The sequence below is a fragment of the Pseudomonas sp. GM49 genome (genome assembly GCF_000282355.1).
Taxonomy (GTDB): domain Bacteria; phylum Pseudomonadota; class Gammaproteobacteria; order Pseudomonadales; family Pseudomonadaceae; genus Aquipseudomonas.
This window is the reverse complement of the sequence record NZ_AKJL01000248.1, coordinates 1-14673: the sequence shown is the minus strand read 5'-3', so window position 1 is coordinate 14673 and position 14673 is coordinate 1. Positions and strand designations below refer to the sequence as shown.

Below are 14673 nucleotides of genomic sequence, written 5' to 3'. Positions count from 1 at the left end.
CCCTATCGATTCGACATCGAGGTTATCGGGCTGGCCCAGCCGGTCTCTTTCATGATCGGATCGGCCATGACGGCCATCAGGAAGAACGAACCTCCCCAGACCAGAACTTGCAGCATCCCCAATATAAAAATGCCGAATACGCCAGGCAGTCGCGTTTGATGGTTCAAGGCAGTGTCATCAGTGGTGAGAAGCTATTACACGGAGGGGCTAACAGATCGAACGAGAATTCAAAGCATGTGCCCGGCCCAAATCTTGCGACTGACCAGATCGGCAGCAATCTCGATGAAGACATCTCCGACGAATTTGGCAGCCGGACTGACCCGTCTGTCTGCAGGAAAGACCTGAACCAATTTGCGCATTGGAACGGGGTCGACCAAGGGTGCGGCACTGAGCACGCCAGATTCGATTTGCGTGTAAATCGATGCCAAAGGCAGAGCGGTCAAACCGAAGCCATTGCAGACCAAGGCAATCATCGCGCCGAAGGAGTCGGCTTCGACACTCGTCTTCAGCTTGATGCCGACTTCACGCGCACAATCATCCAGAATCACGCGAAGGCTATGTCGAGCACTTGGCAATACCAATTGCTGCTCAGCCAAAGACTCGAACGACACCGGCGTATCAAGGCGCAGGTTGGCGCTGGCGGGGCCGACCAACAGCAGATTTTCCATCATCACCGGCACGATACGCAGCGTATGCAGGGGCTGGGGATCGTAAGAAATCGCCAGCTCCAATTCGCCTCGCTGTACCCAATCCAGCAGATAGCCGCTGAAGGCCGAGGAAAACCTGACAGCGAGATTCGGATGCGCTTCTTTGATCTTGCGCACCAGAGGGACTGTGACAATTTCCGCTACCGTCGGCGTCGTACCGATAACGACCGTTCCCCGAAAAGAGGTCTTTCCTCCTACAACAGAACTTCGAATGGACTCCATTTCTTCCATGATGCGGGTGGCATGCGCCAGCACTTCGCGACCGGCATCGGTAATCTCCATGCCTCGCCCATGTCGATCAAACAGGTAGGTGCCAAGCTCTTTTTCCAACAATCGAATTTGTCGGCTGAGTGCCGGTTGTGCGATGTGTAGCCGGTCGGAGGCCTTGCTGAGACTGCCCAGCTCGGCCACATGAATCAGGGTTTTGAGTTGAACGACATCCATTACCAGGCCAGTCAGCATCGGGCTCGGCGCGATATGCGTCGAAAGTGGTGTGAGTGTAATCGCATTTGCGCACCTTGGAATGCCCCGCAAACCGCGTGTCGTGAGGCCTCAAGACTTTCGAGCCGGCTGTATGCCCCAGCCCGCTGGGGCTACACGCCAAGCTATAGAATTTAGGTATATCAGTTAGGCCCGCCTGACGGCTTATTACCCTCCTGACTCTGCGGTAGCGTGCAATCAACGTCGGCGCCAAAGAGCGCTCGACTCACTACAAGAATAAGATTCGAGGGCTCGCGCCATGATGTTCAATGCTTCGTCTTACCTGACCTTACCGATTTCCCCGGGCCACATACAGTTCGCCACGCTCGTGCATCCTCCCTCCCCCCTTCTCTTCAGAAAACCGGCCGTGAGCGGGTACACGCCTTTTCGTTAAACCCAAAAAACCATCGAGTCAGTCGCGCTCCTCGTCCCCCCTCGCCTTGAAGAAAGGGTGAATAACATGTCCGCATCAATCACAGACACCAAAGATCACGCTGCCGAAGCCGCTCCAATGAGAGCACCGAACCGCGTCAAAGCCATCATGGGTGCCTGCTCGGGCAATCTGGTGGAGTGGTACGACTTTTTCATTTACGCCTACACCGCCATCTACTTTGCCGCTTCGTTTTTCCCCAAAGGCGACACCACCAGTCAGCTACTGGCGACCGCGGGCGTCTTCGCCGTCGGTTTTTTCATGCGCCCGCTCGGTGGCTGGATATTCGGCTGGATCGCTGACACACGTGGTCGCAAGGTCTCGATGATCATCTCGGTGTTCATGATGTGCGCCGGCTCGCTTTTGATCGCCCTCATGCCGACCTACGCAACCATCGGCGTCGCGGCGCCGATCCTGCTCGTGGTTGCCAGGCTGATTCAGGGCCTGTCCGTTGGTGCGGAATACGGGACCGGTGCCACCTACATCAGCGAAATCGCGACACCGGGCCGTCGCTGTTTCTATGGCTCGTTTCAGTACTTCACCATCATTGCCGGTCAGTTGTTGGCCTTGATGACTGTAGTCATTCTCCAACAAACCCTGACCGGCGAAGAGTTGCGCGAATGGGGCTGGAGAATTCCGTTCTTCATCGGCGCGCTGAGCTCGATCGTGGTGGTGTATCTGCGCCGCGCCATGCATGAAACCGCCACCAAGAAAGACATGAACCGCAAAGATGCCGGCTCGCTGCGCGGCATGTTCAAACACAAGCGGGCCGTTGCCCTGGTGGTGGCGTTCACCATCGGCGGTTCACTGTATTTCTATACCTTCACCACCTACATGCAAAAGTTTCTGGTGATCTCCGCCGGTTTCAACCCGGAAACGGTCAGCTTCATCATGACCGCGGCCCTGGTCGGCTTTATGTTCTGCCAACCGCTCTTTGGTTTGCTCGCCGACCGTATCGGGATCAAGGCACACATGCTGATGTTTTCCGGATTGGCCATGCTGCTGGTGATCCCCCTGCTCTATTCGCTGCAGTCAGTTAGCAGCCCGTTTGCAGCGTTCCTGCTGGTGTTTGGCGGCCTGGTCATTGCGTCGCTCTACACGCCGATTGCCGGGATCGTCAAAGCTGAGCTGTTCCCACCTGCGGTACGTGCGCTGGGCGTGGGTTTTCCGTACGCCGTCGGCAATGCGGCATTCGGCGGCACCGCTGAGTACGTGGCCTTATCACTCCGGTCCCAAGGCATTGAGGAGTATTTCTTCTTCTATGTCGCAGCCGTAGTGACCATCACTTTCATCGCCGCGATGCTGATGCCGAACCTGTCGCGCTACGGGTACATCAGCGGTTCCGGTGAGGTCGAAGAGCGCACCGGTTTGAAGGGGTGCGCAAAGTCGCACGCTGCGAGCGTTTGAAACACTGACGATTAGAGCAGGTAATTGAAAAGGACCCATGAGATGCATGGGCCCTTTTTTGCAACCGCAGGAAGCCCTCAGGACGACCAGACTCTCCCGGTAAGGCTGCTCGCCTGAAAATCGGCGATCTGTTGCCACATCGCGACGGGATTGGAATACATCGGGAAATGCCCGCAATCGGGAATGGACGCCAGCCGGACACCTTCGGCCTGGATATGCGGCAGATAAGACAGTGATGCGTTCTGTTCGCCGTACATGAACATTCGCGGGCATTTCAAGCCGAGGAATTTTCCCATCAGATCGGCGTTATCGGAGAGGTCGACCATCGACTGGAAAATCCCTCGCACCGCACCGGCACGCACCTTGTGCCGCAAACTCGCGGAATAGAGCGCACTTGCATAGGCTGGGGCATGCCGGGCACGTTCGATGAAGGCGGCGAAAAACGCCTCCGGGTCGTTGCTCGGATAGTCGACGATCTGCCGGCTGAGGAAGCAGTCTTCCGGGGCGATATTGCCCTCGATATCGACGAAGCTGAGCACCCGGCTCGGGAACTGATGGGCCAGCATCAGCGCGGTCAGCCCACCCATGGAGTGGCCGACCAGATGGAAGCGCTCGATGCCAAAATGCTCGAGCACCTGCAACGCAGTCTGCAGCAGAAAGGGAATGGAAATCCTGGAAAGATCACTGCATTGACTTTCGCCGCAACCTGGTGCGTCGTAAGCCACGAAAGGGCGACCGGCGAATGCGGGCTGCTGCACGATGTCGGCATAGTCCTCCTTGGTCGAACCAAAACCATGCAAGAACACAATCGGCGCCAGGACGCCGTCGCGATGGAGGGCGGCCACGTTCAGTTGGACACCCTCTACCGTCAGGGGGAGTTGCACGTGAGTGAACGTTTCTGGTGAGGGCACGTTGTTGACTCCTTGAGCGAAAAGGTAGCGCCGAACCTGGGTTGCCGGCAGCCAGGCTCGCAATTTCAAGGGAATCGAGTGTTCTGTAAATTCCTGATTCGGTAAGGCTTTCATACGCCAAACCTATCAACCGATGTTCGCGCACAATCCTTGGTCAACTCATACCTTGGCCCGGAACCTGGCAACGACGTCCTCCACCACCGGATTGGGCCGATCTGCATTCCAGGCCACCGCGGTCGTCACGACATTGAGCTTCTGGCTCAGCGCTCGAAACACCACGTTGTCCGGCGCCAGTTTTTTCAATGACGCCGGCACCAGTGCGATGCCTTGGCCATAGCTGACAAAGGCGATTTGCGAAGCGACGGAACGCACTTCATGCAGCACCCTAGGGGAAAAGCCGCTGGCCCGGCAGGTTGCGATCAGGTTGTCGAAGTACACCGGGCTGACTTTTCGGGAAAACATCACCAAGGGTTCGTTGGACAGACTGGACAGACTGATTCGTGTGCGCGAAGCCAAGGGGTGGTCACTGGGCAGCGCCACCATCAGGCGATCTTCCAAGAGCGGCAGTGAACTGATTGAACTCCCAAGATCACCGTCCAGCCGGGCAAAGGCCAAATCAATGTCCCCTGCCTCCAGCGCAGGCACGGCTTCGACGCTGTCAATCTCCCGCACGGACACAGTGAGGTGCGGGTAATCACTTTTCAATTGCTCGATCAAACCCGGCAAGACATCAAACATGGCCGTAGAAATCGCGCCGATGGTCAACATCCCCGACTGCCCCGCCACCGCCTCCTCCACGGCGAGTTCCAGACGTTCCAGTTGGTCAGCGAACTTGCGCACCGCCGGCAGAATCGCCGCCCCCACCGGGGTCAGCTTCGCACCGCGTCGCGAACGGTCGAACAGCTTGACCTTGAGCGCCTGCTCCAGCACCTGGATCTGCTCGCTCAGCGGTGGCTGGGACATGCCCAATCGCTTGGCCGCGCGACCGAAATTCTGTTCTTCGGCGACGGCCAGGAACAGCCAGAGGTGACGGATCAGACGGAAATTGATCATGATTATTCCATAGGTTTAGCGTATCTAACGCTTCTGTGATTAGTAATATACCTATCAAATTGCCTCGTCGACACTGGGCGCCTCCGTCACCACAGGGGCTTCCCCATGACCTATAAGAGTTTGCTGGATCGCTTGGCGGCGCTGGATACCAACACGGTTTCCGATGCGCTCGACTTCCTCGGCCTGCCGGGTGCCACCGTTGGGCTACGCCCGTTGTGGAACTGCCCAAAGATTGTCGGTCGCGCCAGCACCGTGCTGCTGGCTCCTAAAACCGACAATGTCTCCACTGTGCACCTGATTACCCCCGTGGTGGAACAGATCGACAGTGACGATCGTGTGCTGGTGATCGCCGGCGGCATCGAGGGCATCTCCTGCTGGGGCGATATCCTCGCCAATGCAGCAGTCGGCAAGAAAGTGCGCGGCACGGTAATCGACGGTTTCAGTCGCGACATCGACGGCAGCGAGTCGATTGGCTACCCGGTTTATGGCCGTGGCGTGACCATGATCAGTGCCCGCAATCGGGTGGTGCAGATCGATGCCGCCGTGACCATCAACATGGCCGGCGTCGATGTCAGCGAGAACGATTATGTCATCGCCGATACCTGCGGCACCGTGTTCGTGCCCACCGCCTATATCGAGAAAGTGGTCGACCTTGGTGAGCGCATCGCCCGCCGCCAGGACGGCATGGTCGAGGCTGTCCGCAGCGGTCGCTCGGTCGCCGAAGTGATGCATGACACCCAATTCGAAGCGATCCACGTGGAGCACGCCTGATGAATATCGAAGACAAAGAACTGGTCGCCTTGTTTGAAGGCCTGGACACCCCGGGCGTGTCTGACGCAATGGACAAACTCGGCCTGCCTGGTCAATGCCTCGGCGTGGCACCGTTGGACAATTACAGCAAGGTCATCGTCGGTCCGGCGTTTACCGTGCAATACGTCTCGGCCAGCGTACCTCCGGGCACCGTGGGCGACTTCATCGAAGACGTGGCGCCTGGCGACGTGGTGGTCATCGACAACGGCGGCCGCACCGACTGCACGGTTTGGGGCGACATCATGACCCAGTACGCCGGCACTCGGCAGATTGCTGCCACGGTCATCGACGGTGTTTGCCGTGACGTGAAAAAAGCACTGGGCGATGGCTACCCGATCTTCAGCAAAGGCCGTTTCATGCGCACCGGCAAGGACCGCGTACAGGTTCAGTCGGTCAACCAGCCGGTGTCCATCGGTACCGCCCGAGTGTGTGCCCGCGACATTGTGGTCGCCGACGCCAACGGCGTGGTGGTTGTCCCCCGCGCTCGTGCGGCTGAAGTGGCGGCGTGTGCCCGTCAGATCGAATCGATCGAAGCCGACATTCGCGCCCTGATCACTCAAGGCAAAACCCTTAAAGAAGCCCGGGCCGCACTGGGTTACCACAGCCTGCAGAGGAAAGTCTGATGACCGCGCTCCCGCTCCCCCTGGATTTTCACGCACGGGCAAAATTGCTGGGCAGTTCGACGCTGTATGAAGCATCCCATCTACCTTGCGCGGTCGACAGTGCGATCCGCCCGATCTGGGATGGTGCCTTCATCTGCGCCCCCGCCTACCCGCTGGAATGCTCGCCCGGCGACAACCTCGCCCTGCACCTGGCCATGGAGCGTGTGCCACGTGGCAGTGTGCTGGTCGTGGGTACGGGTGGCTTCATCGCCGGTTACTGGGGCGAAGTGTTGACCGTGGCGGCCGAAGCCGCTGGCGTGGTCGGGCTAGTGATCGATGGTGGCGTACGCGATATTGCTGCACTGAAGAAACGCCAGTTCCCGGTGTTTGCTCGCGGCATCTCGGTGAAAGGTACGGTCAAGGCCAGTGCGCCTTCGGTGGGGCAACCATTCAATTTCAACGGTGCTTTGGTGGCTCAGGGTGACTGGGTGGTGGCCGACGATGACGGCGTGATCATCATTCCCAAGGCGGATGCGGCACGTACCCTGGCCGAAGGCGAAGCGCGCGCGGGCAAGGAAGCGCAGATGATGCAGGCGTTGACCGAAGGCCGCTCGACCCTGGAGCTGATGAACCTGACTGAGTGGAGAACCCGCGCATGAGCACCGATATACAGCGCCTGAACCAACGCCTGGCCAGCGCGCAGCCGTCAGCGACCTATCGCATCATGGACCGCGTTGCAGAACGTCGGGCGCAAGGTGCGCAGATCATTTCGCTGTGCGCCGGCGAGCCTGATTTCGATACGCCCAAACACGTACGGGAGGCCGCCATTCACGCCATTGAACACGGCCACACCCGCTACACCCAGGTCGCCGGAGTATGTTCACTGCGAGAAGCGGTGGCCGCCAAGTTCCGCCGTGAGAACGGCCTGGACGTTACCTGGCAAGACACCCTCGTCTGCAACGGTGGCAAGCAGGTGATCTACAACGCCTTGGCCGCGACCCTCAATGAGGGTGACGAAGTCATCGTGCCGGCGCCGTACTGGGTCAGTTACCCGGAGATGGTTCAACTGTGCGGCGGTGAAAGCAAAATCGTCACTTGCGATGCCGCTACCGGATTCAAGCTGACGCCCGCGGCACTGACTGCGGCGATCACGCCGCAGACCCGCTGGCTAATCCTCAACTCGCCGTCCAACCCGACGGGCGCAGTGTACAGCCGGAAGGAGCTTCACGCCTTGGCGCAGGTGTTGTTGGCGCATCCTCATGTGTTGATTCTGGCCGATGACATCTACGAACACCTGATCTTCGACGATCAAGCGTTCCATACCCTGGCCCAGGTTGAACCACGACTGGTGGCGCGTACCCTGACCATGAACGGCGTTTCCAAGGCCTACGCCATGACCGGCTGGCGCATCGGTTTTGCCACAGGGCCACGCTGGCTGCTGGAGGCCATGGAAAAACTGCAAGGTCAGCAAACCTCGGGGGCAAGCTCGATTTCGCAACAGGCCGCACTCGCCGCGCTGGAAGGGCCCAAGGACTTCATCCGCGAAAGCCGCGCCGCGTTCCAGGGGCGTCGCGATTTGATGGTGGAGCTTTTGAACGCCACACCAGGTCTTGAATGCGTCCGCCCAGCGGGGGCGTTTTACGCGTTCGCTTCCTGTGCGGGGCTGATCGGTCGTACCTCGGCGGGCGGTCGAGTGCTGCGCACTGACGAAGATGTAGCCCATGCACTGCTCGACGAAGCGAATGTGGCAGTCGTGCATGGCAGCGCTTTTGGCCTCGGCCCCTACATTCGCATTGCCTACGCCCTGGATGACGCTTCATTGCGCAAGGCTTGTGAGGCCATACACGCATTCTGTAGCGCCCTGCGTTAACCCAAATGTGTTTGAACGAACCCGGCCATCGCCGGGTTTCGTTTTTCCCGACACAGGTCAGACAGTCAACGGTTTATCCTCCACGCCACCCGAAGCGTCCAGCGCGGCGGCGTCTCGCTCGGCCTCATCCTCACTCACCAACTCACCCTCCCACTTGGCCACCACTGCCGTTGCAATAGAGTTGCCCACCGCGTTGGTCGCCGAACGGCCCATATCGAGGAACGTGTCGATCCCAAGAATCAGCAGCAAACCGGCTTCAGGAATATCGAACTGGGTCAGCGTCGCGGCAATAACCACCAATGAAGCACGGGGCACGCCGGCCATGCCTTTGGAGGTCAGCATCAACGTCAACAGCATGGTGATCTGCGTGCCGATGGACATCTCGATGCCATACGCCTGAGCGATGAACAGCACTGCAAACGTGCAGTACATCATCGAACCATCGAGGTTGAAGGAATACCCCATAGGCATGACGAAACTGGAAATCCTGCGCCTGACCCCGAAACGATCCAGCGCATGAAGAATCTTCGGGTAAGCCGACTCGGAACTGGCCGTGGCGAAAGACAGGAGGAACGCCTCCCTGATCAGCACCACCAGTTTGAATACGCGCCGCCCCAGGAACATCCAGCCGGCAAAAATCAACATCGCCCAGAGTACGATCAGACCAAAATAGAAGTCGCGCATGAAAACCGCGAACTTCACCAGAATGTAGAGTCCGTTGACCGCCACGGTCGCGGCCATGGCTGCCATCACTGCCAGCGGTGCGAGTTTCATCACATAACCAGTGACTTTCAACATCGCCTGGGACAGCTCCTCGATAACATTGATCAGCCCGTGGGCCTTCTTGCCCAGAGAAGCCAACGCCACACCGAAAAACAGCGAAAACACCACGATCTGCAGAATTTCGTTTGTGGCCATGGCCTCCGCGAATGACCTGGGCACCAAATGCGTCGCGAAATCCTTCAGGGTGAACACCGATGTTTGCAGGTTGGTCGCACTGGTCACCTCCGGCAATGGCAAGCCCAGGTATTGCCCGGGTTGCAGCAGGTTGGCCATCACCAATCCCACCGACAGCGAAATCAACGACGCGGTGACGAACCAGCCTAGCGCCTTGCAAAAGACCCGGCCCACCGCGCTCGCGTCGCCCATGTGGGCGATGCCCACCACCAGCGTCGAAAACACCAAGGGGCCGATGAGCATTTTGATCAGGCGTAGAAAAATGTCGGAGATGATCGAGATGTAACCGGCAACTCGGGTCGCCACCGCTTTGTCTGGGAAATTCAGGAAAATCATGTAGCCGATAAGGATCCCCAGCAGCATGGCGATCAGAATGCCTGCCGCAGCCGGTAGCCTGTTTTTCATAACGCACCTGTTGTCGTATTTTCTGGAAAGTAGCCTGGGCAAACGCCCGCGTGATCACGCGATAGCGTTGAAAAGCGCAAGGTCAGCCGCAGCGCTACGGAATGAAAAAGGCAAGTGCAAAGTGCCAGTAACGGCAACTCGAGGATGGATGCAGGCGGAACAGGTCATGGACAGAGGACAGGACGGGGCAAGCCAACTGCAGGAGGCTGTCAAACATAGGTGCAACCCTCGGATCTTATAGTTGTGGTTGCGTCGGTTACGCGCTGTAACGACGTAGCCGGAAAACTACGCTAGTCCTCCTCCCCCAATAAGAGCCGATCGCGCTCTACCAGATATGCCCAATTGCTATGGCGGCGTGCTCAAGCTCAGCGCTTTCGCGAACGGCAAGTTCTCGGTTTCTCCCTTCCCATAATTCTCGGTTATCGCCGCTTACCGCAGCGCAACGCGTTCGCCGCCCAGCTATACAAAACGGGCATATCTCAAAGACAAAAACGGTAGTCGTCGTTCTCCTCCAGCGCTCCCAGAATGAGTGAAAACACAAAAGCAGCACTGCTTGGGAGATAGGCATGTCAACAGAAGCTGAACAAACCGTGGGGCAGGATTGGCAGGAGGACGTGTTCCGCGTGCTCAAGGCCCACGACGTCAAACACGTGGTCTTCGTACCGGATGCAGGTCACTCGGCGGCCATCCGCATGTCGTATGCCGACCCGGACATCAAGGCCGTCGTCCTTACCACCGAAGAAGAAGGCATTGGCTACCTCGCCGGCGCCTGGCTTGGCGGTGAGCGTGGCGCCCTCTTGATGCAGTCCAGCGGTGTCGGTAACTGCATCAACACCCTGGCACTTCAGGTGTGTGCCGGTTTCCCGCTGTTGATGGTGGTCACCATGCGTGGCGATTGGGCCGAATTCAACGCCTGGCAGAACCCGATGGGCCAGGCCACCGAAGCCTCCCTGAACTTGATGAAAGTCATGACCTGGCGTGCGGACGTGCCTACAGATGTCGCCCCACTGCTGCACGGTGCCGCGACCATGGCCTTCAACGGTGATTCCGCCACTGCCTTGCTGCTCGGCCAGCGACTGATTGGAGAAAAGAAATGGGTCAAGTAAGCGCAAACCACACCCTGTGCCGCCGTGAAGTGGTCAAGGCCTTGCTGGCCGACCGCAAAGACGTGCTGGTCGTGACTGGATTGGGTTCGGCGTCCTATGACGTCATGGCGGCCGGTGACAATGATCTGAATTATTACCTGTGGGCTGCCATGGGCAGCGCAATCACTGTGGGCCTGGGTCTGGCCAATGCCCAGCCGGACAAGTCGGTGGTGGTGGTTACCGGTGACGGTGAATTGCTCATGGGGTTTGGCGCCCTCGCCACGGTGGCGCTGCAGAAGCCCGCCAACCTGACCATCGCGGTTCTGGATAACGGTCACTTCGGTGAAACCGGCATGCAAGTCAGCCACGCCGGTTTCGGTATTTCCCTGGACCAGGTGGCAAAGACCTGCGGCTTCAGCTGGACAGACGAAATTCGCGACATGGAAGGCGTACACAACCTGCGCGAACGCTTCGCCACCCGCGATGGCGTCAAGCTCGCAACGATCAAGATCAAAGCGGAAAACCCGCCTCGTGTACTGCCACCGCGTGACGGTCACTACATCAAGAATCGCTTCCGTGCGGCATTGGGTTTCAACCCGATCTGATTGCGCCAAACCCGCCCCCGTCACGCAGGGCACACGCCATGCGTGACGCGTTGAGGAGAATAATAATGACTGACCGCAACTCTGAAGAACTCAATGCCATCCGCGAGGGCGTACGCGCCCTGTGCGCCGAATTCGATGCCGCTTACTGGCGCAAAGTCGACGAAGAAAAAGGTTTTCCGGAAACCTTCGTCAAGGCCCTGACCGACGCCGGCTGGTTGGCAGCGATGATTCCTGTCGAATATGGCGGCTCCGGACTCGGGCTGGCCGAAGCGTCGGTAATCCTCGAAGAAGTGAACCGCTGTGGCGGCAATTCCGGCACCGTGCACGGGCAGATGTACAACATGTTCACCCTGCTGCGACACGGCAGCGAAGCGCAGAAAAGCAATTACCTGCCGAAACTGGCCAACGGTGAACTGCGCTTGCAATCGATGGGCGTGACCGAGCCCACCACCGGCACCGACACCACCAAGATAAAGACCACCGCCGTACGCAAAGGCGACAAGTACGTGATCAACGGGCAGAAGGTGTGGATCTCACGAATCCAGCATTCCGACCTGATGATCCTGCTGGCGCGCACTACGCCCTTGGCCGAGGTGAAGAAGAAGTCCGAAGGCATGTCGATCTTTCTGGTCGACCTGCGCGAGGCCATCGGTAACGGCATGACCGTGCAGCCGATCGCCAACATGGTCAATCACGAGACCAACGAGTTGTTCTTCGACAACCTGGAAATCCCCGCGGACAGCCTGATTGGCGAGGAAGGCAAAGGTTTCCGGTACATCCTCGACGGCCTGAATGCCGAACGCACCCTGATCGCCGCCGAGTGCATCGGCGACGGTCGCTGGTTTATCGAAAAAGCCAGTGCCTACGCCCGTGATCGTGTGGTGTTCGGACGCCCGATCGGGCAGAACCAGGGCGTGCAGTTCCCCATCGCCGAAGCCCACATCGAAATCGAAGCGGCTGACCTGATGCGCTGGCGTGCCTGCGAAGAATACGACAGCGGCATCAACGCCGGAGCCAGCGCCAACATGGCCAAGTACCTGGCAGCAAAAGCGTCCTGGGAGGCGGCTAACGCCTGCTTGCAGACCCACGGCGGATTCGGCTTTGCCTGCGAATACGACGTCGAGCGCAAATTCCGCGAAACCCGTCTGTATCAGGTAGCGCCAATCTCTACCAACCTGATCTTGTCCTACGTTGCAGAACACCTGCTCGAACTGCCGCGCTCTTTCTAACAACAAGAGAGAAAAATCATGAGCCAGCCCAAAGGTCTCCGGCCGCTCGATGGCATTACTGTCGTCAGCCTTGAGCACGCTATTGCTGCGCCCTTCTGCACCCGACAACTGGCCGACCTCGGCGCCCGGGTGATCAAGGTCGAACGTCCAGGCACAGGCGATTTCGCCCGGGGCTACGACCAACGCGTCAACGGTCTTGCCTCACACTTTGTCTGGACCAACCGTTCGAAAGAAAGCCTGACCCTCGACCTGAAGCAAGATTCAGCCACCGACGTGCTGGACAGTTTGCTGGCCACCGCCGATGTGCTGGTGCAGAACCTGGCACCCGGTGCGGCTGCGCGAATGGGACTGTCATTTGAGGTGTTGCACCAGCGATTTCCGCGCCTGATCGTCTGCGACATTTCAGGCTATGGCGCCGGTGGTCCCTACGAAAAGAAAAAAGCCTACGACCTGTTGATCCAGAGTGAAGGCGGCTTCCTGTCGGTCACCGGCGGCCCCGGCGATGAAGAAATGGCCAAGGCTGGTTGCTCGATCGCCGACATCGCGGCCGGCATGTACGCCTACACCGGGATTCTGTCTGCCCTGCTGTTGCGCGAACGTACCGGTGAAGGCAGTCACCTTGATGTGTCGATGCTGGAAAGCCTGGTCGAGTGGATGAACTATCCGATGTACTACGCCTACAACGGCGCACCGCCGCCACCTCGCGCTGGTGCCGCGCACGCCACCATTTATCCCTATGGCCCCTTCCCCATTGGTGACGGCACCACCGTGATGCTGGGCTTACAGAACGAGCGTGAATGGCAGCTGTTTTGCGAGAAGGTGCTGCTTGCGCCTGAACTGGCCAAGGACCCGCGTTTCTCGGCCAACTTCAAACGTGTTGAGAACCGTAATGCGCTACGGGAACTGATCATTGAATCGTTCTCCACGCTCAACTTCGATGCGGTGATAGATCGCCTGGAACATGCGCAAATCGCTAACGCTCGGGTGAACGATATGCAAGGTGTCTGGGACCATCCGCAACTTCAGGCCCGTGACCGTTGGCGAGAAGTCGAAACCTCCGCCGGCCCCATTCCGAGCCTGATCCCGCCCGGTAGCAACAGTGCATTCGAGCCTCGTATGGATGCCGTGCCGGGCCTGGGCCAACACACCGAACAGCTACTCAAGGAATTGGGGCTGGGGACGGAGCGCATTGAAGAACTGCGTGCCGCCGGGGCCATCTGACTGCAACGAACAACTATTTTCGAGTGAACACTGCCCCATGAAGATCCTGGTAGCTGTGAAACGCGTGGTCGATTACAACGTGAAAGTTCGCGTCAACACGGAAAATTCCGGCGTCGACCTCGCCAACGTGAAGATGTCGATGAACCCGTTCTGCGAAATCGCAGTGGAAGAAGCCGTACGCCTGAAGGAGAAGGGTATAGCGAGCGAAATCGTCGTGGTTTCGATTGGCCCGTCCACTGCTCAAGAGCAACTGCGCACCGCGCTGGCTCTGGGTGCCGACCGCGCCATCCTCGTCGAATCCGCTGAAGATCTGACGTCCCTGGCGGTTGCCAAGCTACTCAAGGCTGTTGTCGACAAGGAACAGCCTCGGTTGGTGATCCTCGGCAAACAAGCCATCGACAGCGACAACAACCAGACTGGCCAGATGCTCGCTGCCTTGAGCGGCTACGGTCAGGGCACGTTCGCCTCGAAAGTCGAAATCAGCGGCGACAGCGTAGCTGTAACCCGCGAAATCGACGGCGGCGCGCAGACCGTTTCCCTGAAGCTGCCGGCCATCGTCACCACCGACCTGCGTTTGAACGAGCCGCGCTACGCGTCTCTGCCAAACATCATGAAAGCCAAGAAGAAGCCTCTGGAAGTAGTGACTGCGGACGCTTTGGGCGTTTCCACCGCCTCCACCAACACAACCCTGAAAGTCGAGGCGCCGGCTGCACGCAGCGCGGGTATCAAGGTCAAGTCGGTGGCTGAACTGGTCGAGAAACTGAAAAACGAAGCGAAGGTGATCTGAATGACGATCCTGGTGATTGCTGACTATTCAAATGATAAGCAGGACAACAAAGTGCTTGCCCCAGCCACGCTGAACACCGTGGCGGCTGCCGCTAAAATCAGCGGTGACATCCAC

14 protein-coding genes and 2 pseudogenes are annotated in these 14673 nt (G+C 58.7%); 11 read left to right on the top strand and 5 right to left on the bottom strand.

Annotation, left to right across the window (positions count from 1 at the left end; translation table 11 throughout):
* Positions 1–29: 29 nt before the first annotated feature.
* Both PMI29_RS32070 and PMI29_RS07895 read right to left on the bottom strand, forming a co-directional pair.
* A pseudogene (locus PMI29_RS32070) lies at positions 30–167 on the bottom strand (MFS transporter); the annotation flags it as partial.
* A gap of 60 nt (positions 168–227) precedes the next feature.
* Complete coding sequence (locus PMI29_RS07895) at positions 228–1169, bottom strand: LysR family transcriptional regulator (protein ID WP_008001360.1); 942 nt, start codon at positions 1167–1169, stop codon at positions 228–230.
* A gap of 478 nt (positions 1170–1647) precedes the next feature.
* Between PMI29_RS07895 and PMI29_RS07900 the strand changes: the two genes are divergently transcribed.
* On the top strand, positions 1648–3024 hold the full coding sequence (locus tag PMI29_RS07900; protein WP_008001357.1) for an MFS family transporter: 1377 nt from the start codon (positions 1648–1650) through the stop codon (positions 3022–3024).
* Between the two features lie 77 nt (positions 3025–3101).
* Here the strand turns inward: PMI29_RS07900 and PMI29_RS07905 are convergent, their stop codons facing one another.
* Positions 3102–3935, bottom strand: coding sequence for an alpha/beta fold hydrolase (locus PMI29_RS07905; protein WP_033052588.1), 834 nt, complete (start codon positions 3933–3935; stop codon positions 3102–3104).
* Positions 3936–4094: 159 nt separating this feature from the next.
* A complete protein-coding gene (locus PMI29_RS07910) occupies positions 4095–4988 on the bottom strand; it encodes a LysR family transcriptional regulator (RefSeq protein WP_008001353.1) in 894 nt (297 codons plus the stop codon).
* 105 nt (positions 4989–5093) lie between these two features.
* On the opposite strand from PMI29_RS07910, the gene PMI29_RS07915 reads away from it, so the two are divergent.
* From PMI29_RS07915 to PMI29_RS07930, 4 genes are read left to right on the top strand one after another with little or no spacing between them, the layout of a single operon-like run.
* Positions 5094–5759: an RraA family protein gene (locus PMI29_RS07915; protein WP_008001351.1), complete on the top strand. Its 666-nt coding sequence runs from the start codon at positions 5094–5096 to the stop codon at positions 5757–5759.
* On the top strand, positions 5759–6421 hold the full coding sequence (locus PMI29_RS07920; RefSeq protein ID WP_008001350.1) for an RraA family protein: 663 nt from the start codon (positions 5759–5761) through the stop codon (positions 6419–6421). The genes PMI29_RS07915 and PMI29_RS07920 overlap by 1 nt, the downstream gene beginning before the upstream one ends.
* Positions 6421–7059, top strand: a complete 639-nt coding sequence (locus PMI29_RS07925; protein ID WP_008001349.1) for an RraA family protein — start codon at positions 6421–6423, stop codon at positions 7057–7059. The genes PMI29_RS07920 and PMI29_RS07925 overlap by 1 nt, the downstream gene beginning before the upstream one ends.
* Entirely contained in the window at positions 7056–8270 is a 1215-nt protein-coding gene (locus PMI29_RS07930) for a pyridoxal phosphate-dependent aminotransferase (protein ID WP_008001347.1), read from the top strand. Before PMI29_RS07925 ends, PMI29_RS07930 begins: the two co-directional genes overlap by 4 nt.
* A 57-nt stretch (positions 8271–8327) precedes the next feature.
* Here the strand turns inward: PMI29_RS07930 and PMI29_RS07935 are convergent, their stop codons facing one another.
* Complete coding sequence (locus PMI29_RS07935; protein ID WP_008001344.1) at positions 8328–9632, bottom strand: dicarboxylate/amino acid:cation symporter; 1305 nt, start codon at positions 9630–9632, stop codon at positions 8328–8330.
* Positions 9633–10198: 566 nt separating this feature from the next.
* Here PMI29_RS07935 and PMI29_RS07940 point away from each other — a divergent pair.
* The 6 genes and pseudogenes from PMI29_RS07940 to PMI29_RS32065 form a co-directional block, all read left to right on the top strand.
* Positions 10199–10738 (top strand): thiamine pyrophosphate-binding protein, encoded by a 540-nt coding sequence (locus tag PMI29_RS07940; RefSeq protein WP_008001340.1) that lies wholly within the window; start codon positions 10199–10201, stop codon positions 10736–10738.
* Positions 10726–11322: a thiamine pyrophosphate-dependent enzyme gene (locus PMI29_RS07945; protein ID WP_007896341.1), complete on the top strand. Its 597-nt coding sequence runs from the start codon at positions 10726–10728 to the stop codon at positions 11320–11322. The genes PMI29_RS07940 and PMI29_RS07945 overlap by 13 nt, the downstream gene beginning before the upstream one ends.
* A 65-nt stretch (positions 11323–11387) precedes the next feature.
* Positions 11388–12551, top strand: coding sequence for an acyl-CoA dehydrogenase family protein (locus tag PMI29_RS07950; RefSeq protein ID WP_008001339.1), 1164 nt, complete (start codon positions 11388–11390; stop codon positions 12549–12551).
* A gap of 18 nt (positions 12552–12569) precedes the next feature.
* Complete coding sequence (locus PMI29_RS07955) at positions 12570–13772, top strand: CaiB/BaiF CoA transferase family protein (protein WP_008001337.1); 1203 nt, start codon at positions 12570–12572, stop codon at positions 13770–13772.
* A 37-nt stretch (positions 13773–13809) separates the two neighbouring features.
* Positions 13810–14559, top strand: a complete 750-nt coding sequence (locus PMI29_RS07960) for an electron transfer flavoprotein subunit beta/FixA family protein (RefSeq protein WP_008001335.1) — start codon at positions 13810–13812, stop codon at positions 14557–14559.
* Positions 14560–14673, top strand: a pseudogene (locus tag PMI29_RS32065) (electron transfer flavoprotein subunit alpha/FixB family protein); the annotation flags it as partial.